We start from the raw sequence: 25,811 nt of genomic DNA, 5'->3' as shown, positions 1-25,811 counted from the left end.
TCGGACATCGACAGAGGCCAGAGGCGAGTTAGAACCCCCATGCAGATTCACCAGTACGACACCGTCATCGTCGGCGCCGGCGGCGCCGGCATGCGCGCCGCCATCGAGTCGACGCAGCGCAGCCGCACCGCCGTCCTGACCAAGCTCTACCCCACCCGGTCCCACACCGGCGCGGCCCAGGGCGGCATGTGCGCCGCCCTCGCCAACGTCGAGGAGGACAACTGGGAGTGGCACACCTTCGACACGGTCAAGGGTGGTGACTACCTGGTCGACCAGGACGCCGCCGAGATCATGTGCAAGGAGGCCATCGACGCCGTCCTCGACCTGGAGAAGATGGGCCTGCCCTTCTCCCGGACCGAGCAGGGCCGGATCGACCAGCGCCGCTTCGGCGGCCACTCCCGCAACCACGGCGAGGCCCCGGTCCGCCGTTCCTGCTACGCGGCCGACCGCACCGGCCACATGATCCTGCAGACGCTGTTCCAGAACTGCGTCAAGCACGGCGTCGAGTTCTTCAACGAGTTCTACGTCCTCGACCTGCTCATCAACGAGGGCCGCACGGCCGGCGTCGTCGCCTACGAGCTGGCCACCGGCGAGATCCACGTCTTCCAGGCCAAGGCCGTCGTGTTCGCCTCCGGCGGCACCGGCAAGATGTTCAAGGTCTCCTCGAACGCCCACACCCTCACCGGTGACGGCCAGGCGGTGGCCTACCGCCGCGGCCTGCCGCTGGAGGACATGGAGTTCTTCCAGTTCCACCCGACGGGCATCTGGCGGATGGGCATCCTGCTCACCGAGGGCGCCCGCGGCGAGGGCGGCATCCTGCGCAACAAGGACGGCGAGCGCTTCATGGAGCGCTACGCCCCCGTCATGAAGGACCTCGCGTCCCGTGACGTCTGCTCCCGCGCGATCTACACCGAGATCCGCGAAGGCCGCGGCTGCGGTCCGGACGGCGACCACGTCTACCTGGACCTCACCCACCTGCCGCCGGAGCAGCTGGACGCCAAGCTCCCGGACATCACCGAGTTCGCCCGCACCTACCTCGGCATCGAGCCCTACACGGACCCGATCCCGATCCAGCCCACCGCGCACTACGCCATGGGCGGCATCCCGACCAACGTCGAGGGTGAGGTGCTGCGCAACAACACCGACGTCGTCCCGGGCCTGTACGCGGCCGGCGAGGTCGCCTGCGTGTCCGTGCACGGTGCCAACCGCCTGGGCACCAACTCGCTGCTGGACATCAACGTGTTCGGCCGCCGCGCCGGCATCGCCGCCGCCGGGTTCGCCGAGGCGAACGAGTTCGTGCCGCTGCCGGAGAACGCCGAGCAGCTGGTCCAGAACATGGTCGACGGCCTGCGCGAGGCCACCGGCACCGAGTCCGTGGCGCAGATCCGCAAGGAGCTGCAGGAGACCATGGACACCAACGCGATGGTGTACCGCACCGGCGCCACCCTGAAGCAGGCCGTCGAGGACGTCGCCGCGCTGAAGGAGCGCTACAAGAACGTCTCGATCCAGGACAAGGGCTTCCGTTACAACACGGACCTGCTGGAGGCCATCGAGCTCGGCAACCTGCTCGACCTGGCCGAGGTCCTGGCGGTCTCCGCGCTCGCCCGCGAGGAGTCGCGCGGCGGTCACTACCGCGAGGACTTCCCGACCCGTGACGACGTGAAGTTCATGCAGCACACCATGGCGTACCAGGAGGTCGCCGAGGACGGCAGCACCTCCATCCGCCTTGACTACAAGCCGGTCGTGCAGACCCGCTACCAGCCGATGGAGCGTAAGTACTGATGAGCACTCCGACCGTGGAGAAGCACTCGGCCGCTCTGGACGCGGTCGAGGCCGGTGGCACCAAGCTGATCACCGTCACCTTCCGGATCCGCCGGTTCAACCCGGAGGAGCACCCGGAGCCGGTGTGGGTCGACTACCAGCTGGAGATGGACCCGAAGGAGCGCGTCCTGGACGCGCTCAACACGATCAAGTGGGAGCAGGACGGCACCCTCACCTACCGCCGTTCCTGCGCCCACGGCATCTGCGGCTCCGACGCGATGCGGATCAACGGCCGCAACCGGCTGGCGTGCAAGACCCTGATCAAGGACGTCAACCCGGAGAAGCCGATCACGATCGAGGCCATCAAGGGCCTGACGGTCCTCAAGGACCTGGTCGTGGACATGGACCCGTTCTTCCAGGCGTACAAGGACGTCATGCCGTTCCTCATCACCAAGGGGAACGACCCGACCCGCGAGCGCCTGCAGTCCGCCGAGGACCGCGAGCGGTTCGACGACACCACCAAGTGCATCCTGTGCGCCGCGTGCACGTCGTCCTGCCCGGTGTTCTGGAACGACGGCCAGTACTTCGGCCCGGCCGCGATCGTCAACGCCCACCGCTTCATCTTCGACTCGCGCGACGAGGGTGCGGAGCAGCGTCTGGAGATCCTGAACGACCGTGAGGGCGTCTGGCGCTGCCGGACCACCTTCAACTGCTCGGAGGCCTGCCCGCGTGGCATCGAGGTCACCAAGGCGATCCAGGAAGTGAAGCGGGCCCTGGTGACCCGCCGCTTCTGATCCCGGAGCAGCCCCGTACGACGAAGGCCCCCGTCCGCTGCGGACGGGGGCCTTCGGGCTGTCCGGCGCGGGCCGCCGGGGCGGGCGCGTCAGCCGGCGGCGGTCTCCCGCCGGGTCGCGCGCAGGCCGCGGACGCCGATGCCGCCGATCGCGACGCCGAGGACGAAGGAGGTCACGGCGAGCAGGAGGTGGACCCAGAAGAAGGCGGTCGGCTGGGAGTGGTCGCCGCCGGTGAAGGCCTGGCCGCCGGAGTCCTTCCAGAGGTTCTTGACGAAGGTGGTCCAGATGATCATGGACCAGACGCCGAAGGCGGTCAGGAACCAGGAGGTGCGGCGGCTGAGCTTCATGGGGGGTCCTCGGTGCGGCGGGGAGGTGAAGACGGTGTGCCCTCCCAGTATGCGGGGCGTCCGTTCGGCGTACGGTGGGGCCCTCCTTGCGGTCCGGCGGGGCAACCGGGCGGACGGCGGGGGCCCGGACTGGGTACCGTCTGCTGGTGCCCACTTGCTCGAAGCTCGCACGTCTGCTCGCCGCGCCCGCCGCGGCGCTCCCGCTCCTGATCGCCGCCCCGGCGGCCGTCGCGGCCCCGTTCGAGCCGCCGCCCCCGCCGGCCGTGATCGGCGGGGAGCGGCTGGGACTGCCCGGGGTCCAGGTCAATCCGCTGGCGGGCGCCCCGGCGCTGCCGGGCGACCTCACCGGACAGTCCTGGATCGTGGCCGACGCGACGTCGGGAGAGGTGCTGGCGGCCGGCAATCCGCACCTGCGGCTCGCCCCCGCGTCCACCCTGAAGATCCTCTTCGCGGACACCGTGCTGCCCAAGTTCGACCGCAACACCGTGCACCGGGTGGCGCCCGAGGAGATCCAGGGAATCGGTGCGGGCAGCAGCCTGGTCGGCATCAAGGAGGACCTCGACTACAAGGTCGAGGACCTCTGGCGCGGGGTCTTCCTGAGCTCGGGGAACGACGCGGTGCACGTCCTCGCGCACATGAACGGCGGGGTGCAGCAGACCGTCACCGAGATGCAGGCGCGGGCCGAGGCGCTCCAGGCCCGGGACACCAAGGTGGTCTCGCCGGACGGTTACGACTCCGACGGCCAGGTCTCCTCGGCCTACGACCTCACGCTGTTCGCCCGGGCGGGGCTGCGCAACCCGGACTTCCGGGCGTACTGCGCGACCCGCGACGCGATGTTCCCCGGCGCGGTGGACAAGAACACCGGGCAGCGCGGCAGCTTCGGGATCGCCAACACCGACCGCCTGCTCGGCAAGTACCCCGGCCTGATCGGCGTGAAGAACGGTTTCACCACCAACGCCGGCTCCACCTTCGTCGGCGCCGCCGAACGCGGCGGGCGCACCCTGCTGGTGACGGTCATGCACCCGTCCAGCTACCAGAAGGTGTACGACGAGACGGCCGCGCTGCTGGACTGGGGCTTCGCGGCAGCCGGCAAGGTCACCCCGGTCGGCAAGCTGGTCGAGGAGGGCGAGAGCGTCACCTCGGCGCCGACCGGCCAGGCCGGCGGCACCGCCGGGGCGCCCGCCCCGCCGCCGCACCCCACGCCCACGGCCACCACCGACGCCGCCCCGGCCACCACCGACACCGCGGACGGGGACGACGGCGGGCCCGGGCCGGCCGGCTGGGTCGCCGTCGGGCTGGCCCTGGCGGCGGGCGGCGCGGGCGCCCTGCTGCTGCTCGGCCGCCGACGCGCCGCCCGCTGACCCCGGGGGCCCGGTCTCAGTCCTCCTGGGGCCGGGCCCGCGTCGTGTCCCGGGCCCCGGGCGCGTCGTCCGCCTCGCCGGCCTCCCGGTCGGCGGCCTCGACCATGGCCCGGGCGCGCTCCCGGGCCCGCTCCCGGGCGGTCTCCGGGTCCGCGGTCGCGGTCCAGGCCACGCAGAACATCAGCAGCCGGCAGACGAAGTTGATCCAGAGCAGCAGCGCCACCGGCACGCCGAAGGCGCCGTAGAGGCTGCGCCCGGCGACCGAGCCGAGGTACGAGGAGAGCAGGATCTTCAGCAGCTCGAAGCCGACCGCGCCGATCAGCGCCGCCTGGAGGACGTCCCGCCGGTGCTGGTGGCCGATCCGCGGGAACGGTGCCAGCAGGTAGGCGAAGAGCAGCATGTCCGAGGCCACCGCGATCAGCAGGCCGGCCGCGGTGAGCAGGTGACCGGCGGAGCCCAGGCCCGCCCAGTCGGCGATCCGGCCCGCCAGCGTCGTCCCGGCCGCCGAGGCGCCGAGCGAGACCAGCGAGACCGCGCCCAGGCCGCCGAGCACCACGAAGTCCCAGGCCTTGCGCAGCAGCGGGTTGCCCTCCTCGTCGGGCAACTGCCACAGGTCCCGGATCGAGGTCCGCATGGTGTCCACCCAGCCGAGCCCGGACAGCACCAGCAGCACCCCGCTGACCAGCCCGACCGCACCCGCGTTGGCCACCAGCGAGGGCAGGTTGAGGGCGTCCGAGATGCCGGGCAGCTGATCGGAGATGCGGTGCTGGATGTCCTCGACCCGGCTGTCGCTGAGGGTCGCGACGGCGATCGCCAGCGCGACCGTCAGCAGCGGGAAGAGCGCGAGGAAGCCGAAGAAGGTGACCGCGCCGGCCAGCCGGTTGCCGCGCAGCGCGGTGAAGTGCTCGTAGGCGCGGTACGGGCGGCTGCGCAGCACCCGCGCGACGAGCGGGCCGATCACCGGAAGACGGGTCAGGAAGTCCACCGTCCGGTTATACCCGGGCATCCCCCGAACAGCCGTCAGGCTCGGCCGGGCCGGCCCGACGGGCCCTCCCCCTCAGGGGCGGCGGACCATCCGCCGGGCCCGGGCCAGCGCCCGGACCGCCTGGTAGGCGGTGTACCGGCCGTGGCCGAGCAGTTCGGTGCGCAGCCCCGCCACCCCGCCGGACGGCCGGTAGCCGGCCGGGCGCAGCCGGGCGCAGTGCTCGGCGGCGCGGCGGAAGAACTCCCGGCGGTCGCCGGGCGGGACCCGGCCCGGCCGGGAGACCACGGTGTTGAGGTGGTGCAGCATCCGGCCGTAGACCACCGGGCGCCAGCGCTCCAGGTCGGGGCGGCCGTCGAGGAACGCGAAGACCAGGTCGTACTGGCCGAAGACGTCGAAGTGCTTGCGGCTGGCCGTGGCCAGGATGTTGCCGCCCTCCTGGCGCTGGCGGTAGTGGACGCCGACCCGGTCGAGCAGGGTGATGCTCCGGGCCGCGAGCAGCGCCGGGTACGTCCAGGGGGTGTCCTCGTAGTAACCGGCCGGGAAGGTCAGGCCCTGGGCGGTGACGAAGTCGCGGCGGTAGGCCTTGTTCCAGACCACCTGGAGCAGTTCGAGCAGGTCGGGGCGGTCGGTGAGGCCGAAGACGTCCCGGGACGGGGCGCCGAAGACCTTCGCGGAGGCGGCCCGCACGACCCGGCCGTCGGCGTAGGTGCGGGCGTAGTCGTAGACCAGGACGTCCGGGTCGCCGCCGGCCGCGAGCCGGTCGTCCACCGCCGCGAGCAGACCGGGCGTCAGGGTGTCGTCGCTGTCCAGGAAGAGCACGTAGTCGCCGGTGGCGACCTCCAGGCCGGCGTTGCGGGCCCGGCCGAGGCCGACGTTCTCCGGCAGGTGCAGCACCCGCACCCGGGCGTCGCGGGCGGCGGCCCCGTCGAGCAGGGCGCCGCAGCCGTCCGGGGAGCGGTCGTCCACCGCGATCAGCTCGAAGTCCGGGCCGTCCTGGCCGAGCACCGAGGCGAGGCACTCGGGGAGGTACTCCTCGACGCCGTATACCGGGACGATCACGCTGAAGCGGGGCATGGGCCCCAGGGTAGTGGGGCGGGACGACCGGGGGCCCCGGGGGTCCGCGGGCCGGACGGTAGGATCGACGGGCACGTACGCACCGATCAAAGTGCGGTCAGACCCCGAACGGGCTGCCACGCTCCTTCCCGAGAAAGGCCTGCGTAGCCGATGGCTCCCCGCCTCTCCATCGTCGTCCCGATCTACAACGTCGAGCGCTACCTCGTGGAGTGCCTCGACTCGATCGCCGCCCAGACGTTCACGGACTTCGAGTGCGTCATGGTCGACGACGGTTCGAAGGACAACAGCGCCGCCCTCGCCGAGGCGTACGCCGCCAAGGACTCCCGCTTCCGGCTGGTGCGCCAGGTCAACAAGGGCCTCGGCGCGGCCCGCAACACCGGCATCCGGCACATCGACCCGGACGCCGAGTTCCTCTGCTTCGTCGACAGCGACGACTCGATGCCGCCCAGCGCGTACGAGCTGATGATCAACACGCTGGACGAGACCGGCTCGGACTTCGCCACCGGCAACGTGCTGCGGTTCCGCGCGATCGGCTACTACCAGTCCGGCGGCCACAGCCGCCCGTTCGCCAAGACCGTGCTCAAGACGCACATCACCGAGATCCCGTCGCTGGTCACCGACCGCACGGCGTGGAACAAGGTGTACCGCCGCTCGTTCTTCGACGCGGCCGGCATCCTCTACCCCGAGGGCATCCTGTACGAGGACGCCCCGGTCAGCGTGCCGCACCACTACCTCGCCAAGAGCGTGGACGTGCTCTCCGAGCCGATCTACCACTGGCGCGAGCGCGAGGTCGGCGAGATGTCGATCACCCAGATGCGCACCAACCCCAAGGGCCTGATCGACCGCGTCACCTCGGTCGAGCTGGTCCGCGGCTGGCTGAAGAAGCAGACCGAGCCGCGCTTCGCGGAGTACCTGAAGACCTACGACGAGAACACCCTCGTCGAAGAGATCCCGATGTTCTTCTGGTCCGTCGTCGACGGCGACAAGGAGTACCGGGAGGCCTACATCCGCTGCGTCAGCCGGCTGCTGCGCTCGATCGGCCCGGAGCAGGTCAAGAAGCTGCGCGCGCCGCTGCGCCTGAAGTACCACCTGACCCTGCAGGGCCGGATCGACGAGTTCGTCGAGCAGATCAAGTACGAGGGCGAGAGCAACGGCGGCGTCATCGCCAAGGGCCTGCTGCGCCCGTACGCCGACTACCCGTTCCTGCGCGGCGGCCGCAAGAGCGTGCCGCCGGGCCTGCTCAGCCTGCGCAACTCCACCGTCATCCGCAGCCGGCTCTACGAGTCGCGCTGGGAGGGCGGCCGGCTGCGGCTGACCGGCCACGCGTACCCGGAGCAGCTGGGCGCGGCCAACAAGCACGACATGGTCCGCACGCTGGTGCTGCGCGAGGCCAAGGGCCGCCGGGTCATCGCGGTGCCGATGAAGACCCAGTACAGCCCCGAGGCCACCGCCACCAACCACCACGACCTCTACAACTGCGACTGGGCCGGCTTCACCGTCGCCGTCGACCCGGAGAAGCTCAAGCACCGCGGCCAGTGGAAGGACGGCAACTGGCGCGTCCTGGTCGCCGGCGCCGGCAAGGGCGGCGTCTACAAGGGCCGGATCTGGGCCGGCTGGGCGGACACCGCGCTCTACCTGCCCTCGCACTGGGTCGAGCCGGACGTGCGGATCGTGCCGTTCGTCCGCGACGGCAGCGTCTACCTGCGGGTGGAGAACGTGCGGATCCGGGTGACCGGGCTCACCGCGCAGGACGGCACCGTCGAGGTGGCCGGCGCGGCCCGCTCCGGCGTCCGGCTGGCCGGGGCCAAGCTGCGGCTCACCCACGTGGAGTCCGAGCGCGAGCTGTTCTTCCCGGTGTCCGCGGGCACCCCGGTCGGCAGCCTGCAGCAGTTCCGCGCCTCCTTCCCGGTCGCCGAGCTGACCGAGGTCCGCGAGAGCTGGGCCGAGCTGGACCCGCTGGCCGAGGAGCGCGCCCGCGACCGCTGGGACACCACCCTGGTGCTGGCCGACGGCACCACCACGCCGCTCGCCTGGGACGACCGCAACGCCCCGGAGCAGCTCAACCTGGTGCTCAACGCGGACGCCGCGCCCGAGCAGCGGCGCGCCCTGTACACCAAGCCCTCCCCGGGCGGCTACCTGCAGTTCCTGGACCAGCTGCTGCAGCCGATAGTGCACGAGGTCACCGCGCGCGGCGCGGACGGCTTCCTGCTCAGCGGCACCTTCCCGCTGCCCGGCACCCACCGCTGGGAGCTGGTGGCCCGCCACCACTGGGGCGAGGAGCAGCACGTCTACCCGGTGGAGATCTCCGACGGCCGGTTCCGCACCGCGCTGCCCGCCGTGCCGACCGCGTCCTTCGCGGGCAACGTGCCGCTGGCCCAGGGCGGCTGGAACATCTCGTTCCGCCCGGTCGGCGCCACCTTCCACCCGGACATGGCCTCCTACGCGCTGATCGCGCCCACCTGCTGGGACGCGCTGCCGCTGGAGGTGGAGGCCCGCGGCAAGCGGATCGTGCTGGAGCGCCGCCACCACGACGGCCTGCAGCTGGAGTCGGAGAACATACTGCTTCCGGAGGAGCGCAGCGGCTGGCGCCAGCGCCAGCTGCGGACGGCCGACTACCCGGCCGCCCGCCGGCTGCCGCTGCGCGACACGGTGCTCTACAACGTCGCGCTCGGCGGTCTCTACGCGGACTCGCCGCGGGCGATCCACGAGGAGCTGGTGCGCCGCGGCCTGCCGCTGGAGCACCTGTGGGGCACCGACGACCTCCAGGCGGACCTGCCGCAGTCGGCGGGCGCCGTCCGGCTCTGGAGCCCGGAGTGGTTCGAGGCGCTGGCCACCGCGAAGTACGTCGTCACCAGCGCGCACCTGCCGGACTTCTTCGTCCGCCGGCCCGGCCAGATCGTCCTGCAGACCTGGCACGGCTCGCCGCTGAAGCAGGTCGGCCACGACTTCGAGAAGGTCTGGTTCACCGACGCGCACTACCTGAAGGGCCTCGCCAAGGAGGTTCCGAACTGGAGCATCCTGCTGGCCGGCAGCACCTGGGCGGCCCCGGTGCTGCGCCGGGCCTTCGACTTCAAGGGCGAGATCCTGGAGAGCGGCCTGCCGCGCAACGACCTGTTCTTCTCCGCCGACAAGGAGAAGACCGCGGAGCGGGTGCGCGAGCGGCTCGGCCTGCCCGAGGGCAAGAAGGTCGTGCTGTACGCGCCGACCTGGCGCGAGGACCGGCGCCGTCACTACGGCGGCTACCAGCTGAACCTCCAGCTGGACCTGGAGGCGGCGCGGGCCGCGCTCGCCGACGACCAGGTGCTGCTGGTCCGCCGGCACGCCAACGTCCGCGAGCAGATCGCCGAGGCCGGCAACGGCTACGTCTGGGACGTCAGCAGCTACCCCGACATGGCCGAGCTGCTGCTGGTCGCCGACGTCCTGGTGACCGACTACGCGGCGTCGACCTTCGACTTCGCCGCGACCGGCAAGCCGGTGCTGTTCTTCACCTACGACCTGGCGCACTACCGCGACAACCTGCGCGGCTTCTCGCTGGACTTCGAGGCGGAGGCGCCCGGCCCGCTGCTGGCCACCTCCGAGGAGCTGGTCACGGCGCTCGGCCAGGTGGACCGGATCACCGCCGAGTACGCCGGGAAGTACGCGGCGTTCCGCGCGAAGTACTGCGACCTCGACGACGGCCACGCCGCCGCCCGGGCCGTGGACGCGATGCTGAGCCGCGAGGCCTGACCGGCCTTCCACCGGTGCCGGAGGCGCCCGACGCGAACACCGCGCCGGGCGCCTCCGGCGTTTTCCGGCACGACCTCGCACGATATTCCGGAATTTCGAACTCGCGTTTCCCCGAGGAACTTTTCAGCTAATTACAACGCCATTCTCAAATTGACCTCGGATGCTTTTCCGGGTGAGATGGAAATTCTCGCCGAGAAAGGTTCGTGGAAATGGCTGTCCTCACCCGCTTCGTCCTCCCGCACGCCGCGCCGCGCTTCGGCGACGCCCGCTTCGGCGCCCCGCTGCCGAGCGAGGAGGAGAACGCCTCCCTCGGGCTGCTGCGCGCCCGCTGGAGTGGCCGCGGCCTCGAACTCACCGGCTTCGCCCGCCCCGACGACCGGTCCACCGCCCACCCCGGCTCCGCCTGGACCTGGCTCACCCTGCGCCGCCACCACCAGGACGAGCCGGTCCACGTCCCCACCCGGCCCCGCCGCTTCCCCGAGATCACCGACGACAGCGCCCAGCCCGAGCACAACCACGACTGGGCCGGCTTCACCGCCCTGGTCGAACCCCGCCGGCTGCGCGGCGCCGACGGCTGGCTGCTCGGCGACTGGAGCGTCGAGGCCACCCTGTTCACCCTCGGCCGCCCCACCCGGCTGCGCCGCCAGTACGGCGGCCTCGCCCCCTACTGGTGCGGCTCCGGCGAGTACCCGCCCGCACGCTGGGTGGACCACGACATCCGCCTCCAGCCGCACTTCGCCGACGGCCGGCTCGTCCTGCGGCTCGAACGCCCCGCCGTCCGCCTCGACGGGGCCGAGCCCGGCCCCGACGGGATCGGCCTGCACCTCACCACCGCCGACCCCGGCCAGGCCCGCACCGTGCTGCGGCTGCGCCACCGCGAGAGCGCCACCGTGCTCACCGAGCCGGCCCACCGCACCGGACGGACCGTCACCGTGCGCCTGCCGTACGCGCTGTTCACCGCGGAGGGCCGCGGCACCGGCGAGCTGGAGCACTGGGACGCCGACCTGGTCGACCCCGACGGTGCGGTCGAGCAGCTCGTCCTGGACGAGCGCGGCGGTCCGATCGCCGGTCAGCACCCGCTGCCCGGCGCGGAGGACCGGGTGCTGCACCTCAAGCACCTCGCCGACGGCCGGCTCCAGCTGTGCGTGCGGCCCGCCGCCGGCTGGGTCGAGCGGCTCGCCGCCCGGCCCGGCGGCTTCGAGCTCTCCGGCCACTGCCCCGCCCCCGGCCCGCTGGAACTCGTGCTGCGGCACGGCGGCAGCGGCACCGAGGTCCGCCACCCGGTCGAGCTCGGCCCCGACGCGCGGTTCACGGTCCGGCTGCCGGTCACCCGCACCGGCTCCGACGGCACCGCGCTGCCGCTGCGCAAGGGCCTGTGGGAGGCCGCCCTGCACCCCGTCGGCGGGACCGGCCCGGCCCGTCCGCTGACCGCCGCGCCCGCCGTCCTGGCCGCGCTGCCCGCCGCCACCCAGGCCGGCGGCAAGCGGATCGTGCTGGAGCGCCGCTGGCACGACACCCTGCTGCTGGACTCCACGCCCGTCCTCAGCGCCACCGAGCGCAGCGCCTGGACGCAGGCCCGCCAGCGCACCGCCGGCTACCCCGCCGCCCGCCGCGAGCCGCTGCGCGAGGCCGTGCTGTACGACGTCTTCGGCGGCCGCGGCTACGCCGACTCGCCGCGCGCCGTGCACGCCGAACTCGCCCGCCGCGGCACGCCGCTGGAGCACCTGTGGGTGGTCGACGACGCCCAGGCCGAGCTGCCGCCCGGGGTCCGCGCGGTACGGGTCTGGAGCCCCGAGTGGTACCGGGCGCTGGGCACCAGCCGCTACCTCGTCGGCAACACCCACTTCCCGGACTTCCTGCGCCGCCGCCCCGGCCAGGTCGTCGTCCAGACCTGGCACGGCGCGCTGCTCAAGCGGATCGCCCACGACGTCGAGAACACCTGGCTCGCCGACCACGGCTACCTCGCCGCCCTCGACCGGGAGACCCCGCACTGGAGTCTGCTGCTCTCCCCCAGCCCCTTCGCCACCCCGATCCTGCGCCGGGCCTTCCGCTACCGCGGCGAGATCCTGGAGTCCGGCTACCCGCGCAACGACGTGCTGGCCCGCCCCGACCGGCGGCGGGCGGCCGCCGTCCGCGCGCGGCTCGGCATCCCCGAGGGCCGGCGGGTGGTGCTCTACGCGCCGACCTGGCGGGAGGACCGGCCGCGTCCGGACGGCGACGGCTTCCGGCTCGACCTGCGGCTGGACCTCGACCGGGCCCGGCGGGCGCTCGGCGACGACCACGTCCTGCTGCTGCGGCCGCACACCCACGTCCGCGAGCCGCTGACCGGCACCGGGGACGGCTTCGCCGTGGACTGCGCCGACTACCCGGACGTGCAGGAGCTGCTGCTGATCGCCGACGTCCTGGTGACCGACTACTCGTCGATCCTCTTCGACTTCGCCATCACCGGCCGCCCGGTGCTGTTCTTCACCTACGACCTGGCGCACTACCGGGACACCCTGCGGGGCTTCGCCTTCGACTTCGAGGCGCAGGCCCCCGGCCCGCTGCTGGAGGACTCGGCCGCGCTGGTCGCGGCGCTGCGCGAACTCGCCGACACCGGGGGCGCCGTGCCCGCCGGGTACGCCGAGCGCTACCGGCGCTTCCAGGAGGTGCACTGCGCGCTGGACGACGGCGCCGCCGCCCGCCGGGTGGTCGACCGGATGCTGGAGCTCGGCGGTCCCGCCGGGCGCGCCGGTCAGCCGAAGCCGTAGGCCCGCCAGGGACGCCAGACCTCGTCGGCGTCGAACCGGGACAGGCCGAACCCGGGCACCGGGAAGGCCGCGTGGAAGGACCGGGCCTGTTCGTGGGCCTGGTCCAGCACGTCGTCCGTGAGACCGTGCGCCACCGTCACGTGCGGGTGGTACGGGAAGGCCAGCTCCCGGGCCAGCGGGCCGGAGCGGATGTCCGCCTCCAGCAGCCGGCACTCCTGCTCGCCCTCCTCGACCCGGACGAACACCACCGGGGAGACCGGGCGGAAGCTGCCGCTGCCGCGCAGCACCATCCGGAACGGCCGGTGCGCGGCGGCCACCGCGGCCAGGTGCTCCTCGATCTTCGGCAGCGCCTCGGCCGGGACGTCGGTGGGCGGCAGCAGCGTGACGTGCGTGGGTATCGACCGGGCCAGCGGATCGCCGTGCCCGGCCCGCGCGTCCTGGATCGCGGTGCCGTACGGATCCGGGACGCCGACGGACACGCCGATGGTGAGGGTCTCCGGGAGACCCTCACCACCGGGCAGGCGCGTCAGCGGAGTCACCGCTTGGCGGCCGGGAGGAAGCCGATCCGGTCGTACACCTGGGCCAGCGTCTCGGACGCCACCGCGCGGGCCTTCTCGGCGCCGAGCGCGAGGACGCGGTCCAGCTCGGCCGGGTCGTCCAGGAAGGTCCGGGTGCGCTCCTGGAACGGCGTCACCCACGCGGAGAACAGGTCGGCCAGTTCGGTCTTCAGGGCCCCGTACATCTTGCCCTCGAAGTGCGCCACCAGCTGCTCGATCGACTGCCCGCTGAGGGCGGAGTGGATCCGCAGCAGGTTGGAGACGCCGGCCTTCTCCTGCTCGTCGTAGGAGACCACGGTGCCGGTGTCGGTGACGGCGCTCCTGAACTTCTTGGCGCTGGCCTTCGGCTCGTCGAGCAGGCTCACCAGGCCCTTGGCGGAGGACGCCGACTTGCTCATCTTGATCGCCGGGTCCTGGAGGTCCTGGATCTTGGCCGTCTCCTTGAGGATGTACGGCTTCGGGACCGTGAAGGTCGGGCTGTAGCGGGTGTTGAAGCGCTCCGCGAGGTCGCGGGTGAGCTCCACGTGCTGGCGCTGGTCCTCGCCCACCGGGACGGCGTCCGCCTGGTAGAGCAGGATGTCGGCCACCTGGAGGATCGGGTAGGTGAACAGGCCCACCGACGTCCCGGCGGCGCCCTGCTTGGCCGACTTGTCCTTGAACTGGGTCATCCGGGAGGCCTCGCCGAAGCCGGTGAGGCAGTTCATCACCCAGCCCAGCTGCGCGTGCTCGGGCACGTGCGACTGGACGAACAGGGTGCAGTGCTCCGGCTCCAGGCCCGCGCCGAGCAGCTGGGCGGCGGAGATCCGGGTGTTCTGGCGCAGCGTCGCCGGATCCTGCTCGATGGTGATCGCGTGCAGGTCGACGACCATGTAGAAGGCGTCGTTCTCCTTCTGCAGGTCGACCCACTGGCGCACCGCGCCCAGGTAGTTGCCGAGGTGGAACGAGCCGGAGGTGGGCTGGATGCCGGAGAGCACCCGGGGACGGTCCTTGACCGGACCAGTGACCGCTGCGTTGACCATGCGGGCCATTGTTCCAGCTCCACCGACCGGTCAGGAAACCTCCGGCCCCGGCGGCCCGGCCAGTGTGACCGCACTCACCCCGACCCGGGCGATCCGCCTGCCCTCCAGCTTGGCCACCGTCAGCAGCACCTCCACGCCGGGGCCGGCCGGGATCCGCACCCGGTCGCCGTCGGCGGGCAGCCGGCCGAGCGCGGCGACCAGGCAGCCGGCCACCGTCTCGTACGGCCCCTCGGGGAGGGTGACGCCGGTCTCCCCGGCGAAGTCGGCCAGGTTGAGCAGGCCGTCGAGCTCCATGCCGCCGCCGGCCAGCCGCCGGGTGGGGGCGGGCTCGGGCGTGTCGTACTCGTCGCGGATCTCACCGATCACCTCCTCCACGAGGTCCTCCAGGGTGACGATGCCGGCGGTGCCGCCGTACTCGTCGACCACGATCGCCAGGTGATGGCCCTCACGGCGCATCTCGCCCATCGCCTCCAGCACCCGTTTGGTGCCGGGCAGCAGCTTGACCGGGCGGGCGAGGTCGCGGACCTTGACCGCGCGTTCGCCGCGCGCGCCGTAGAGGTCGCGGACGTGCACGAAGCCGGTCACCGCGTCGTAGCTGCCCTCGACCACCGGGTAGCGGGAGTGCGGCGAGGAGTCCGCCTGGGCGCGGACCTCGGCGAGCGGGCGCTCGGCGTCCAGGAAGGTCACCTCGGTGCGCGGGACCATCACCTCGCGCAGCTGGCGCTCCCCGGCGGCGAACACATCAGCGATCAACGTCCGCTGGTCGCTGCCGAGTTCGGTGTTGGCGGCGACCAGGCCGCGGAGTTCCTCGGAGCTCATCGAGCCGCGCCCGGCGGCCGGGTCGCCGCCGAACAGCCGGACCATCAGGTCGGTGGAGCGGCCGAGCAGCCAGATCGCCGGGCGCAGCACCACCGACATGACGTCGACCACCGGCGCGGCCAGCACGGCGATGGAGTCGGCCCGCTGGAGGCCGATCCGCTTGGGGGTGAGCTCGCCGAGCACCAGCGAGACGTAGCTGATCACCAGGGTGAGGCCGACCAGCGCGGTGGCGTCGGCGACGCCCTCGGAGAGCCCGGCCCGCACGAACAGCGGGGCGACCTTGCCGGCCAGCGTGTCGGCGCCGAAGGCCGCGGAGAGGAACCCCATGCAGGTGACGCCGACCTGGACGGCCGCCAGGAAGCGGTTGGGGTCGGCCGCGAGGTGCGCGGCCCGGGCCGCCCGCCGGGTGCCGCGGGCCTCCAGCGTCCGGATCTGGCCCTCGCGCAGCGAGATCAGCGAGATCTCGGCGACGTTGAACAGGCCGCCCAGGACGATGAAGACGAGGACGAGCGCGGCGTCCTCGAAGGTTTCGGTCACAGCGGGAGTGTAGGGCGACGGCCCGCCGTCCCCGGGGAGGGGACGACGGGCCGTCGCGGGGCGCCGGGGGCGCGGTGGCTCAGATGAGGCCGAGCTCCTGGACCGCGTCGCGCTCCTCGGTCAGCTCCTTGACCGAGGCGTCGATGCGGGCGCGGGAGAAGTCGGAGATCTCCAGGCCCTGGACGATCTCGAACCTGCCGTCCTTGGTGGTGACCGGGAAGGAGGAGATCAGGCCGGCCGGGACGCCGTAGGAGCCGTCGGAGACGACGCCCATGGAGGTCCAGTCGCCCTCGGCGGTGCCGTTGACCCAGGTGTGCACGTGGTCGATGGCGGCGTTGGCGGCCGAGGCGGCCGAGGAGGCGCCGCGGGCCTCGATGATGGCGGCGCCGCGCTTGGCGACGGTCGGGATGAAGTCGTTCTCCAGCCAGGCCTGGTCGCTGCCGACGGCCTCGAAGGCCGGCTTGCCGGCGACCTCGGCCTGGAAGATGTCCGGGTACTGGGTGGCGGAGTGGTTGCCCCAGATGGTGACGCGCTTGATGTCGGAGACCAGGGCGCCGGTCTTGGCGGAGAGCTGGCCGACGGCGCGGTTGTGGTCCAGGCGGGTCATCGCGGTGAAGCGCTCGGCCGGGACGTCCGGGGCGTTGCGCTGGGCGATCAGGGCGTTGGTGTTGGCCGGGTTGCCGACGACCAGGACCTTGATGTCGTCCGCGGCGTGGGCGTTGATGGCCTTGCCCTGCGGGCCGAAGATGCCGCCGTTGGCCGACAGCAGGTCGCCGCGCTCCATGCCGGCGGTGCGCGGACGGGCGCCGACCAGCAGGGCGACGTTGGCGCCGTCGAAGGCCACGTTCGGCTGGTCGGTGATGGTGATGTCGCGCAGCAGCGGGAAGGCGCAGTCGACGAGCTCCATGGCGGTGCCCTCGGCGGCCTTGAGGCCCTGCGGGATCTCCAGGAGGCGCAGGTTCACCGGGACGTCGGCGCCGAGCAGGTGGCCCGAGGCGATGCGGAAGAGCAGCGCGTAGCCGATCTGGCCGGCGGCTCCGGTGATGGTGACGTTGACGGGGGTGCGGGTCATTTCTACCTTCTCCAGCAAATCGCCAGGTGCCCCAGGCACGTTCGGCGCGCCGGAGCCGCGGACGGTCTCTCGACATCGAGAGAACCGGCGTCAGGGTATCGCAAAGGGAAGCGTACGCCTCGGGCGAGGTCGTGACTGGTTGGTCACAGACGATGACGGCCCCCGCCCGGGCTCCGGGCGGGGGCCGTGCACGACCGGCCGGGCGGCGGCGCGCCGGCGGCGGTGGTGCGCTAACGGCGCGGACGGCCGATCAGCTGGCCGATGTTGTCCAGCAGCGGGAACTCCAGCCACGGGTTGGGCTGGGCCATCAGGGTCAGCAGCACGATCGACACGCCGAGGAAGGTCAGCACGATCACGTCGGTGAACCGGCTGCGGACCGCCAGCATGCCGACCTCCGGCAGCACCAGCCGCAACAGCGCGCCGAGCAGCACCCCGCCGCCGACGACCAGCAACCCGTACTTGAAGCCGTCCTGGAAGTCGGCGAACCAGGTGATCGCGAGACCGGCGCCGACCACCAGCAGGACCACCGTTATCGGCCACTGCCGCACCGGCAGCGCGTGGTCGCGCCCGAGCGCGGCCGACGAGCCCTCGGGGGGCAGGGTGCCGGTGGTCCTCACCGGCCTGCGCCGGGTCCGCCGCGGTTCGGTCATGGCTTCCCGTCCTTCGGGATCGTCGTTCGCGGGATCGTCGTTCGTCGGGCGGGCGGGATCAGACGCCGGCCTGGCGCTCGGCCGCCACCACGATGTTGTTCAGCAGCATGGCGCGGGTCATCGGGCCGACGCCGCCGGGGTTCGGGGAGATCCAGCCGGCCACCTCGGCCACGCCCGGGTGGACGTCGCCGACGATCTTGCCCTCGCTGCGGCTGACGCCGACGTCCAGCACGGCCGCGCCGGGCTTGACGTCCTCCGGCTTGACCAGGTGCGGCACGCCGGCGGCGGCCACGATGATGTCGGCCTGGCGCAGGTGGTGGGCGAGGTCGCGGGTGCCGGTGTGGCAGAGGGTGACGGTGGCGTTCTCGCTGCGGCGGGTGAGCAGCAGGCCGATCGAGCGGCCGACGGTGACGCCGCGGCCGACCACGACCACCTCGGCGCCGTCGATCGGCACGTCGTGGCGGCGCAGCAGCTCGACGATGCCGAGCGGGGTGCAGGGCAGCGGGCCCTCGATGCCCAGCGCGAGGCGGCCGAGCGAGGTCGGGTGCAGGCCGTCCGCGTCCTTGTCCGGGTCCATCAGCTCCAGGACCGGGTTCTGGTCGAGGCCCTTGGGCAGCGGCAGCTGGACGATGTAGCCGGTGCAGGCGGGGTCGGCGTTGAGCTCCCGGACGACGTTCTCGACGTCCTCCTGGGTGGCGGTGGCGGGCAGCTCGCGCTGGATCGAGGCGATGCCGATCTCGGCGCAGTCCCGGTGCTTGCCGTTGACGTACCAGCGGCTGCCCGGGTCGTCGCCGACCAGGACGGTGCCGAGGCCGGGCACGACGCCCTTCGCCTGGAGGGCCGCCACGCGGGCGGCGAGTTCGGACTTGATCGCGGCCGCGGTGGCCTTGCCATCGAGAATCTGGGCAGTCATGACCCCATTCTCCCGGATCCGGACCGGCTCGTGCGCCACCGGTCCCCGGGCCGGAGGAGGCCGGCCCGGGAGCGGGGCCGGGCGGAACGGGGGGTGGACGAACGGGTACGGAACGTCCGGGTCGTATTGCGGTTGCGCCACAGTCCGGCCCGACGCGCGGAGGCGGCTGGACAGGGCCGGGCCGGGCGGTCGACGATATGCGGGCATTCCCCGCCGCATCCGGCCCGGTGACGGGCCGACGGACAGACCCGGCGGGGGCGTACCCGGGGGAAAGAACGAAGTGAGCCGACCAGACCGCACCGCGCCGACGACCGACCGCCGCCGCGGCACGCCCCTCACCGGCAGAGCGTCCCGGCTCCCGTCCGCCCGCTTCCCACGGTCCTGAGCGGGGGCGCGCACCCGGCTGCTCACGCCCCCGGTGTCAGTGCGCCCCGCTAACGTCCCGTCCGACCGGCCACCCGACCCGCCGGTCCGTTCCGGGTCCGCTGTCCCGTCCCCACCCGTCCCCATCTGCCCGGAGGCATCGATGAGCTACCCGCCCGACCCGAACAACCCGCAGCAGCCCCAGCAGCCGCCGCAGCAGGCCTACGGCTACCCCCAGCAGGCCCCGCCGGCCGCCGGGTACGGCTACCCCCAGCAGCCGCCGGCCGCCCCCGGCTACGGCTACCCGCAGCAGCAGCCGCCGGCCTACGGCGTGCCGCCGCAGCAGGCGTACGGGTACCAGCCGATGCCGGGCACCATCCAGGCGAACAACGGCTACATCAACATCGCCCACCTCGGCACCGTGAAGATCGCCTCGATGGGCCAGCGCTTCCTGGCGCGGCTGATCGACGGTCTGGCGGTCGGCGCGGTCATCGCCCTGGTCATGGCGCTGGGCCTGGCCGGCACGCTCGGCATCGTCAAGGACACCGACGACTGTTCCCAGTACTCCTACGGGAGCCTCAGCTACAGCGACTGCATCCAGCAGCAGAACGACGCCGCGGCCGGCGTGTTCGCCACCATGATGATCATGATGGGCGTGCTGTCGCTGTTCAACCTGCTCTACGAGTGGCTGATGGTCTCCTTCGCCGGCGCCACCCTGGGCAAGATGGCCATGGGCCTGCGCGTGGTCAAGGAGAGCAACGGCCAGACCCCGGGCCTGGGCGGCGGCTTCATCCGCTTCATCATCCCGATCGTCGGCGTCTTCCTCTGCTACATCGGCGCGCTGCTGGTCTACCTGTCGCCGTTCTTCGACAACTCCGGGAAGCTGCAGGGCTGGCACGACCGTGCCGCCGGCACTCTGGTGATCAAGAAGTAACGCGGGCGGTCCGCGACGACGGAGCGGCCCGGCCCCCTCGGTGGAGGGAGCCGGGCCGCTCCGTCGTTCCGTCGCCCCGTCAGCCGGTCGTTCGACCGGCCCGGCGGCCGGTCAGTGGAAGAAGTGCCGGGTGCCGGTGAAGTACATGGTCACCCCGGCCTCGGCGGCGGCCGCGATCACCTCTTCGTCGCGGATCGAGCCGCCCGGCTGGACGATCGCCCGGACACCGGCGGCGATCAGGATCGCCGGGCCGTCCGCGAACGGGAAGAAGGCGTCGGAGGCCGCGTACGCGCCCTTGGCCCGCTCGCCGGCCCGCTCGACCGCGAGCTTGCAGGAGTCCACCCGGTTGACCTGGCCCATGCCGACGCCCACCGAGGCGCCGTCCTTGGCCAGCAGGATCGCGTTGGACTTGACGGCCCGGCAGGCCCGCCAGGCGAAGGCCAGCTCGGCCAGCTCGGCCTCGGACAGCGCCTCGCCGGTGGCGAGCGTCCAGGTCGCCGGGTCGTCGCCCTCGGCGTGCACCCGGTCGGCGTCCTGGAGCAGCACGCCGCCGGAGATCGGGCGCACCTCCTGGCGGTTGGCCGGGGCGTCGGCGGCGAGCAGCACCCGCAGGTTCTTCTTGCGGGCCAGCACCTCGACGGCGCCGTCCTCGTAACCGGGGGCCACCACGACCTCGGTGAAGATCGGGGCGATCTGCTCGGCCAGCTCCACGGTGACCGGGCGGTTGACGGCGATCACGCCGCCGTACGCGGAGACCGGGTCGCACTCGTGGGCCTTGCGGTGCGCCTCGGCGACGTCGGCGCCGGTCGCGATGCCGCACGGGTTGGCGTGCTTGATGATCGCGACGGCCGGGCCGGCGTGGTCGTAGGCGGCGCGGCGGGCGGCGTCGGTGTCGACGTAGTTGTTGTACGACATCTCCTTGCCGTGCAGCTGCTGCGCACCGGCCAGGCCACCGCTGCCGTCGGTGTACAGCGCGGCGCCCTGGTGCGGGTTCTCGCCGTAGCGCAGCACGTTCTGGCGCTCGAAGGCCGAGCCCAGGAACGCCGGGAAGGCGTCCTCGGTCCCGGTGTAGCCGGACTCGTCGAACCAGTTGGCCACCGCGACGTCGTAGGCGGCGGTGTGCGCGAAGGCCTGGGCGGCCAGCCGCTTGCGGGTCAGCAGGTCGAAGCCGCCCTGCCGGACGGCGGCGAGCACGTCCTGGTAGCGGGCCGGGTCGACCACCACGGCCACCGAGGGGTGGTTCTTGGCGGCGGCGCGGACCATGCTCGGGCCGCCGATGTCGATCTGCTCGACGCACTCGTCCGGGGTGGCGCCGGAGGCGACGGTCGCCTTGAACGGGTAGAGGTTCACCACGACCAGGTCGAAGGGCTCGACACCCAGCTCGGCCAGCTGCGCGCGGTGCGACTCCAGGCGCAGGTCGGCCAGCACGCCGGCGTGCACGCGGGGGTGCAGCGTCTTGACGCGCCCGTCCAGGCACTCGGGGAAGCCGGTGAGCTCGGAGACCTCGGTCACCGGGACGCCCGCGGCGGCGATCCGGCCGGCGGTGGAGCCGGTGGAGACGATGGCGACCCCGGCGGCGTGCAGGCCCTGGGCCAGCTCCTCCAGGCCGGTCTTGTCGTACACGCTGATCAGGGCGCGGCGCACCGGCCGGACGTTCTCGGAGACGGGAGGGGTGGTGGTGGGGGCGGCGCTCATGCCGGAATCCATACCTTTCGGTCCTCGATGCGGTGACCCTCGCGGGCCAGCCGGCCCACGACGTCGACGAGCAGCTTGCGCTCGACTGTCTTGATGCGCTTATGCAGCGCCTCGCCGCCATCGGCGTGATCGGCGTCGAGGACCTCCACGACGCCCTGCGCGATGATCGGCCCGGTGTCGACGCCGGCGTCGACCAGGTGGACGGTGCAGCCGGTGACCCGCACCCCGTACGCCAGCGCGTCGGTGACGCCGTGGGCGCCGGGGAAGGAGGGCAGCAGCGCGGGATGGGTGTTGACGATCCGTCCGGCGAAGGCCGCGATGAACTCGGGGCCGAGGATCTTCATGAAGCCGGCCGTGACGACCAGGTCCGGCTGGTACCCGGCCACGGAGGCGGTCAGCGCGCGGTCCCAGTCCGCGCGGTCCGGGTGGTCCTTCACCCGGTGCACGAACACCGGCAGGCCGGCGCGCTCGGCGCGCTCCAGGCCGGCGATGGCCTCGCGGTCCGCGCCGACGGCGAGGATCTGCGCGCCGTAGGCGGGGTCGGCGGCGGCCTCGATCAGCGCCTGGAGGTTGGTGCCGGAGCCGGAGACCAGCACCACCAGACGGGCCGGTCCGGGCGTACGGGGCGGGAAGAGCTGGGCGGGGGCGGCGGCCACTGCGCGATTCTCCGTAGGTCGGGCGCCGTGCGCTGGTACGTCCACCGGCGGTGGGGCCACTACGAACGGCAGGTCGAGCGAGGGGGAACTCCTGGAGAACCCGCCGCGACGCGGGCGCCCGGGGAACCCGTGGGAGCTGCTGACCGTCACCACCATAACGGCTGGTCGGACGGCCTCCGAAACACCGTCGCGGGCTACGCGCGTAGCTGAGACGGGGATCTCGCCGGGCCGTCCGCCCGCCGCCGCCGGTCCCCGACCGGGCCGCGGCGGCGGCCGCCGCCGGCAACCCCGGACGCGCCCGGAGCCCCCACAGGGGCCTGCGGGATCATAGGGTGGCGCGGGCACCCGCCCCACCGACCGAGAAGGAATGGCTGAACCATGAGCAGCGGTGACGACACCGGCGAGCGCAACCCCTTCGCGCCGCCGCCGGCGGATGCCCCCGACCAGCCGTGGCGACCGCGCGCTCCCCACCCCTCCGACGGCTCCGACCGCCCCGAGGGCCAGGACGGCGACCCGGACGAGCGCCCGCTCGTCCCGCCGCCGCACCCCTGGAGCCCCGGCTACCGGGGCAGCGGCTGGCAGCCCCGGCCGCCCGCGCCGCAGCCGCCCCGGCTCGACCCGGCCGACCCCGCCCAGCGCAAGGCCCGCAACGCCGCGCTGGCCGGCATGGGCGCACTGGTCTGCGCCTTCGCCTCGCTGCACTACGTCGCCCTGTTCGTCGGCGCGCTCGCCATCGCCTGGGGCGTCTCGGCCATGCGCGCCCCCAAGCCGGCCGCCGACGCCGCCACCGGCACCGGCACCGGCACCCCGGCGGCCGCCGCGCCGCCCGCGCCGAACCCGCTCACCCCGGCCGCCCTGGCCGGCATCCTCACCGGCGCCATGACGGTGGTCTTCGTGTCCGCCGTCCTCGGCCTGGCGGTGTACTACAACGACTACGTCACCTGCGTGCAGGACTCGCTCACCGCCAGCGGCGCCGACGGCTGCGAGCGGCTCGCGCCGCAGTGGTACGTGGACATCACCAAGCAGAGCGAGTAGGCGCGGTCAGCCGGTCGTGCCGCCGGTGGTGGCGCCGGTGCCGCTACCGGTGGTGCCGTCGGTGCTGCCCGGGGCGCCCGAGAGCAGGGTGACCGCTCGATGCGCGCGGGCGCGCAGCAGGAGTACGCCCCGGCGCGCGGTCACGGCGAGCGCCCCGGGCACCGGCGGCACCCGCCCCCGCCCTCCGGCCGCACGCAGGAACCGGAAGCGGGCCAGCACCGCGGTCGGGGTGGCCACCGCCGCCACCCAGGCCGCCGCGGCCAGGCCCGTCCACCACGGCACCGGCCCCAGCCAGGCCATCCGCCCCGCCGCCAGCGCCCCGCCGGAGAGGCCGCCGAGCACCGCCGCCGCGAGCCCGACCAGCAGCGCGGCCACCAGACCCGCCGCCGCGGTCGCCGTCACCGGCCAGGGGCCGCGCGGACCCGGCCGCCCCGCCGCCCGCCCGCCGCCGACGGCCGCCGCCCGGCCCAGCAACAGCCCCGGCACCACGCCCGCCAGGGCCGGCAGCACACACACCACCAACCGCCAGCCGCCCTCCCCCGGCTCCGGGAACAGCGCGAACAGGGGGAACTCCGGCACCGGCCCCAGCACCGTCCGCACCGGCGACACCACCGCCCCCTCCCCCGCCGCGAACCCCGGTCCGAGCGCGTACGCCGCTCCCCACAGCACCGCGTTCGGCAACAGCACCAGGCTCACCAGCAGCACCCCCGCCACCGCCGCCGGTCCGCCCGCGAACACCTGCGACGCCCCGCTCGTGGACACCGCGGCCAGCACCGCCGCCCCCGCCACCACCAGCCCGCCGGCCGCCAGCAGCCCGGCCCCGGCCGCCAGCCCCGCCGCCCGGACCACCACCGCGCCCCCCGCCGGCCGCAACGCCCCCGGCAGCCGCGCCAACGCCCGTTCCAGCAGACCCGTCACCACCGGGACCGCCCCGCGCCCCCGGGCCCCGGCCGCCACCGCCGCACCGGCCACCAGGGCGACCACGACGAGGTCCGGCAGCACCCGGGCCCGGAACTCCCCCGCCCCCGCGCACTGCGCCACCACCCCGCACGCCACCGCGCAGTACCCCGCCCACACCGCCGCCGCACCGCCCTGCCCCGGCCGGCCGAGGCCTCGTCCCGCCCCGCGCGCCGTCACCCGGGCGGCGGCCCGCGACAGCTGGCCCACCGCCAGCAGACCGAGCAGCAGCGGCGTGACCGACAACGGCGCCTCCGCCGCCCCGCGCAGCACCGGCGCGCCGTGCCCGAGCAGCCACAGCGCCGCCACCAGCCGCAGCGCCCCGGCGGCGCCCCCGTCCGCGTACGGCGTCACCACCCAGAGCCCGAGCACCGGAACGGTGATGACGCAGAGTCCGAGCAGCGCCGCCCGGGCCCCGGCGAGCAGGGCGGACAGGACGGGCCTGGCCCCCGGTTCGCCCGGCGCTCCCAGAATCGGACGACCCGTCAGCTGCGTCATGGCCCACATCGTGCCAAGGCGACTCGCCATGCTCCATGAAGCGGCAAACCGCCGGGGTGTCCCAGATTATTGGCTTATGCGCATTTTCGGACCATGTCCTCTCGCCGCCGCGACCGACCCGGCCAGGAGCGTCTGATGACCAGGCCCCGGACCGCCGAACACCCCGGCGACCAGCCCGCGCCCGCGACGCAGCGCCGCAACGGGAAGGGACGCCCCGCCAAGGCCGGGACCGGCCGCGGCCGGGCCGCTCCCGAGGCTTCCGTCGCCGGGAAGGACGAGGCCGCCGAACTGCTGCGCCGCCTGACGGCACGTGAGGCGCAGGCCTTCGCCCACCTCGCGGCCGGCCGGGACCTCGCCGAGACCGCCGCAGCCCTCGGCGTCACCACCGCCACCGCCCGCGGCTACCAGCACCGGGCCCTGCGCAAACTCGGCACCCGCACCCAGGACGAGATCACCGCCCTCGCCGCCCTGCTGCCCGCCACGACCGCCGGAGCCCCGCAGCAGGCGAGCACGGCCGCGAGCGAACAGGCCCCGAGCGACCCGTGCGCCGATCACACGAACACCGCGGCCCCGCCGTCCCGGCAGGCGGCCGTCCGCCGCCCGGTGGCGAACGCCGCCGGCGCGAACCGTCCGCAGGGCGTGCGCCCCGGGCGGGACGCGGACGCGGATGCGGGAGCAGGGACGCCGCCGCAGTCAGAGCGGGCCGAGCCGTCGTCGCCACGGCAGCCGCCGGCCGGAGCTCCGTCCCCCGACCGGGCGGCAGCCGACACGATGACAACGGCACACCGCGACCGGCCCACGGCGAAGCGGCCCGCCCACAGCGTCGCCGTGCGGACCGCCGCCGGGCGAGAGCCGGCCGAACCCGGCGACCGACCAGCGGCGAAGCAGCCCGCCGAAAGCGTCGGCGCACGCGCGGGCCATGCGGCCGGAAGCAACGCCGAGCAAAGGCCCGTCGCGCGAACGGCAGCCGCTCACGCCGTCGGGCGGGGGCCGTCCGGCCACGGCGACCGACCGGCGGCAGCGCGCCGTGACCGGGCGGCGGCGAAGCAACCTGCCGCACGGAAGGCAGCCGATCAGGCCCCCGGGCGGGAGCCGGCCGAACGCGACGACCGACGGGCCGCCACCGAGACGACGGCCCACCTCGGCCGGTCGACGGCGGGGCCATCAGCCGGGACCGCCGCTCAAGCCGCCGGACGCGACGACCAACGAGCCGGTGACCGGTCGGAAGCCGAGCAGCCCGCTGAGAACCGCACCGCACGGGCTGGCCATGCCGCCCGAAGCAACACCGAACAGGGGCCAACCGAACGC

General features: G+C 73.6%; 19 protein-coding genes and 1 pseudogene. 8 read left to right on the top strand and 12 right to left on the bottom strand.

Going from position 1 to position 25,811, the window contains the following annotated elements; genetic code table 11:
- Positions 1–39: 39 nt before the first annotated feature.
- Both sdhA and ACFVVL_RS06085 read left to right on the top strand, forming a co-directional pair.
- Complete coding sequence (sdhA, locus tag ACFVVL_RS06090) at positions 40–1,782, top strand: succinate dehydrogenase flavoprotein subunit (RefSeq protein WP_387671618.1); 1,743 nt, start codon at positions 40–42, stop codon at positions 1,780–1,782.
- Positions 1,782–2,555: a succinate dehydrogenase iron-sulfur subunit gene (locus ACFVVL_RS06085; RefSeq protein WP_344343381.1), complete on the top strand. Its 774-nt coding sequence runs from the start codon at positions 1,782–1,784 to the stop codon at positions 2,553–2,555. The genes sdhA and ACFVVL_RS06085 overlap by 1 nt, the downstream gene beginning before the upstream one ends.
- An 89-nt stretch (positions 2,556–2,644) precedes the next feature.
- On the opposite strand, the gene ACFVVL_RS06080 is transcribed toward ACFVVL_RS06085, so the two are convergent.
- Positions 2,645–2,902, bottom strand: coding sequence for an SCO4848 family membrane protein (locus tag ACFVVL_RS06080; RefSeq protein WP_380291463.1), 258 nt, complete (start codon positions 2,900–2,902; stop codon positions 2,645–2,647).
- Positions 2,903–3,048: 146 nt separating this feature from the next.
- Between ACFVVL_RS06080 and ACFVVL_RS06075 the strand changes: the two genes are divergently transcribed.
- A complete protein-coding gene (locus ACFVVL_RS06075; RefSeq protein ID WP_380291462.1) occupies positions 3,049–4,263 on the top strand; it encodes a D-alanyl-D-alanine carboxypeptidase family protein in 1,215 nt (404 codons plus the stop codon).
- 16 nt (positions 4,264–4,279) lie between these two features.
- Here ACFVVL_RS06075 and ACFVVL_RS06070 read toward each other — a convergent pair whose 3' ends face one another.
- On the bottom strand, positions 4,280–5,248 hold the full coding sequence (locus tag ACFVVL_RS06070; protein WP_387671616.1) for a YihY/virulence factor BrkB family protein: 969 nt from the start codon (positions 5,246–5,248) through the stop codon (positions 4,280–4,282).
- 72 nt (positions 5,249–5,320) lie between these two features.
- The gene (locus ACFVVL_RS06065; RefSeq protein ID WP_380291458.1) at positions 5,321–6,322 is read right to left on the bottom strand and encodes a glycosyltransferase family 2 protein; all 1,002 of its coding nucleotides are present in this window, start codon (positions 6,320–6,322) and stop codon (positions 5,321–5,323) included.
- Positions 6,323–6,472: 150 nt separating this feature from the next.
- On the opposite strand from ACFVVL_RS06065, the gene ACFVVL_RS06060 reads away from it, so the two are divergent.
- Both ACFVVL_RS06060 and ACFVVL_RS06055 read left to right on the top strand, forming a co-directional pair.
- Positions 6,473–10,048, top strand: a complete 3,576-nt coding sequence (locus ACFVVL_RS06060; RefSeq protein WP_380291457.1) for a CDP-glycerol glycerophosphotransferase family protein — start codon at positions 6,473–6,475, stop codon at positions 10,046–10,048.
- 209 nt (positions 10,049–10,257) lie between these two features.
- The gene (locus tag ACFVVL_RS06055) at positions 10,258–12,798 is read left to right on the top strand and encodes a CDP-glycerol glycerophosphotransferase family protein (RefSeq protein WP_387671613.1); all 2,541 of its coding nucleotides are present in this window, start codon (positions 10,258–10,260) and stop codon (positions 12,796–12,798) included.
- Here ACFVVL_RS06055 and ACFVVL_RS06050 read toward each other — a convergent pair.
- From ACFVVL_RS06050 to ACFVVL_RS06025, 6 genes are all read right to left on the bottom strand, one after another.
- Positions 12,783–13,337, bottom strand: a complete 555-nt coding sequence (locus ACFVVL_RS06050) for a 2'-5' RNA ligase family protein (protein ID WP_380291453.1) — start codon at positions 13,335–13,337, stop codon at positions 12,783–12,785. The two genes, ACFVVL_RS06055 and ACFVVL_RS06050, sit on opposite strands and share 16 nt — an antisense overlap.
- On the bottom strand, positions 13,334–14,374 hold the full coding sequence (trpS, locus tag ACFVVL_RS06045; RefSeq protein WP_387671611.1) for a tryptophan--tRNA ligase: 1,041 nt from the start codon (positions 14,372–14,374) through the stop codon (positions 13,334–13,336). The genes ACFVVL_RS06050 and trpS overlap by 4 nt, the downstream gene beginning before the upstream one ends.
- A 30-nt stretch (positions 14,375–14,404) precedes the next feature.
- Positions 14,405–15,730, bottom strand: a complete 1,326-nt coding sequence (locus ACFVVL_RS06040; RefSeq protein WP_387671609.1) for a hemolysin family protein — start codon at positions 15,728–15,730, stop codon at positions 14,405–14,407.
- Between the two features lie 79 nt (positions 15,731–15,809).
- Positions 15,810–16,802: a malate dehydrogenase gene (locus tag ACFVVL_RS06035; protein WP_380298460.1), complete on the bottom strand. Its 993-nt coding sequence runs from the start codon at positions 16,800–16,802 to the stop codon at positions 15,810–15,812.
- A 230-nt stretch (positions 16,803–17,032) separates the two neighbouring features.
- Positions 17,033–17,452: a DUF3017 domain-containing protein gene (locus tag ACFVVL_RS06030; RefSeq protein WP_380298462.1), complete on the bottom strand. Its 420-nt coding sequence runs from the start codon at positions 17,450–17,452 to the stop codon at positions 17,033–17,035.
- A 58-nt stretch (positions 17,453–17,510) separates the two neighbouring features.
- Positions 17,511–18,365: a bifunctional methylenetetrahydrofolate dehydrogenase/methenyltetrahydrofolate cyclohydrolase gene (locus ACFVVL_RS06025; RefSeq protein WP_380298464.1), complete on the bottom strand. Its 855-nt coding sequence runs from the start codon at positions 18,363–18,365 to the stop codon at positions 17,511–17,513.
- Positions 18,366–18,891: 526 nt separating this feature from the next.
- On the opposite strand from ACFVVL_RS06025, the gene ACFVVL_RS06020 reads away from it, so the two are divergent.
- Positions 18,892–19,662, top strand: coding sequence for an RDD family protein (locus ACFVVL_RS06020; RefSeq protein WP_380422252.1), 771 nt, complete (start codon positions 18,892–18,894; stop codon positions 19,660–19,662).
- Between the two features lie 111 nt (positions 19,663–19,773).
- On the opposite strand, the gene purH is transcribed toward ACFVVL_RS06020, so the two are convergent.
- Both purH and purN read right to left on the bottom strand, forming a co-directional pair.
- Positions 19,774–21,357: a bifunctional phosphoribosylaminoimidazolecarboxamide formyltransferase/IMP cyclohydrolase gene (purH, locus tag ACFVVL_RS06015; protein WP_387671606.1), complete on the bottom strand. Its 1,584-nt coding sequence runs from the start codon at positions 21,355–21,357 to the stop codon at positions 19,774–19,776.
- On the bottom strand, positions 21,354–22,013 hold the full coding sequence (gene purN, locus ACFVVL_RS06010) for a phosphoribosylglycinamide formyltransferase (protein WP_387671604.1): 660 nt from the start codon (positions 22,011–22,013) through the stop codon (positions 21,354–21,356). The genes purH and purN overlap by 4 nt, the downstream gene beginning before the upstream one ends.
- Positions 22,014–22,391: 378 nt before the next feature.
- On the opposite strand from purN, the gene ACFVVL_RS06005 reads away from it, so the two are divergent.
- Complete coding sequence (locus tag ACFVVL_RS06005) at positions 22,392–23,048, top strand: hypothetical protein (protein ID WP_387671602.1); 657 nt, start codon at positions 22,392–22,394, stop codon at positions 23,046–23,048.
- 6 nt (positions 23,049–23,054) lie between these two features.
- On the opposite strand, the gene ACFVVL_RS06000 is transcribed toward ACFVVL_RS06005, so the two are convergent.
- Positions 23,055–24,503: a DUF6350 family protein gene (locus ACFVVL_RS06000; protein ID WP_387671601.1), complete on the bottom strand. Its 1,449-nt coding sequence runs from the start codon at positions 24,501–24,503 to the stop codon at positions 23,055–23,057.
- A 69-nt stretch (positions 24,504–24,572) separates the two neighbouring features.
- On the opposite strand from ACFVVL_RS06000, the pseudogene ACFVVL_RS05995 reads away from it, so the two are divergent.
- Positions 24,573–25,811 (top strand): annotated as a pseudogene (locus ACFVVL_RS05995) (hypothetical protein); the annotation flags it as partial.

Source organism: Kitasatospora sp. NPDC058115 (assembly GCF_042884635.1).
Taxonomy (GTDB): Bacteria; Actinomycetota; Actinomycetes; order Streptomycetales; family Streptomycetaceae; genus Kitasatospora.
The sequence above is the reverse complement of the archived record's forward strand: the minus strand, read 5'-3'. Positions and strand labels throughout refer to the sequence as shown.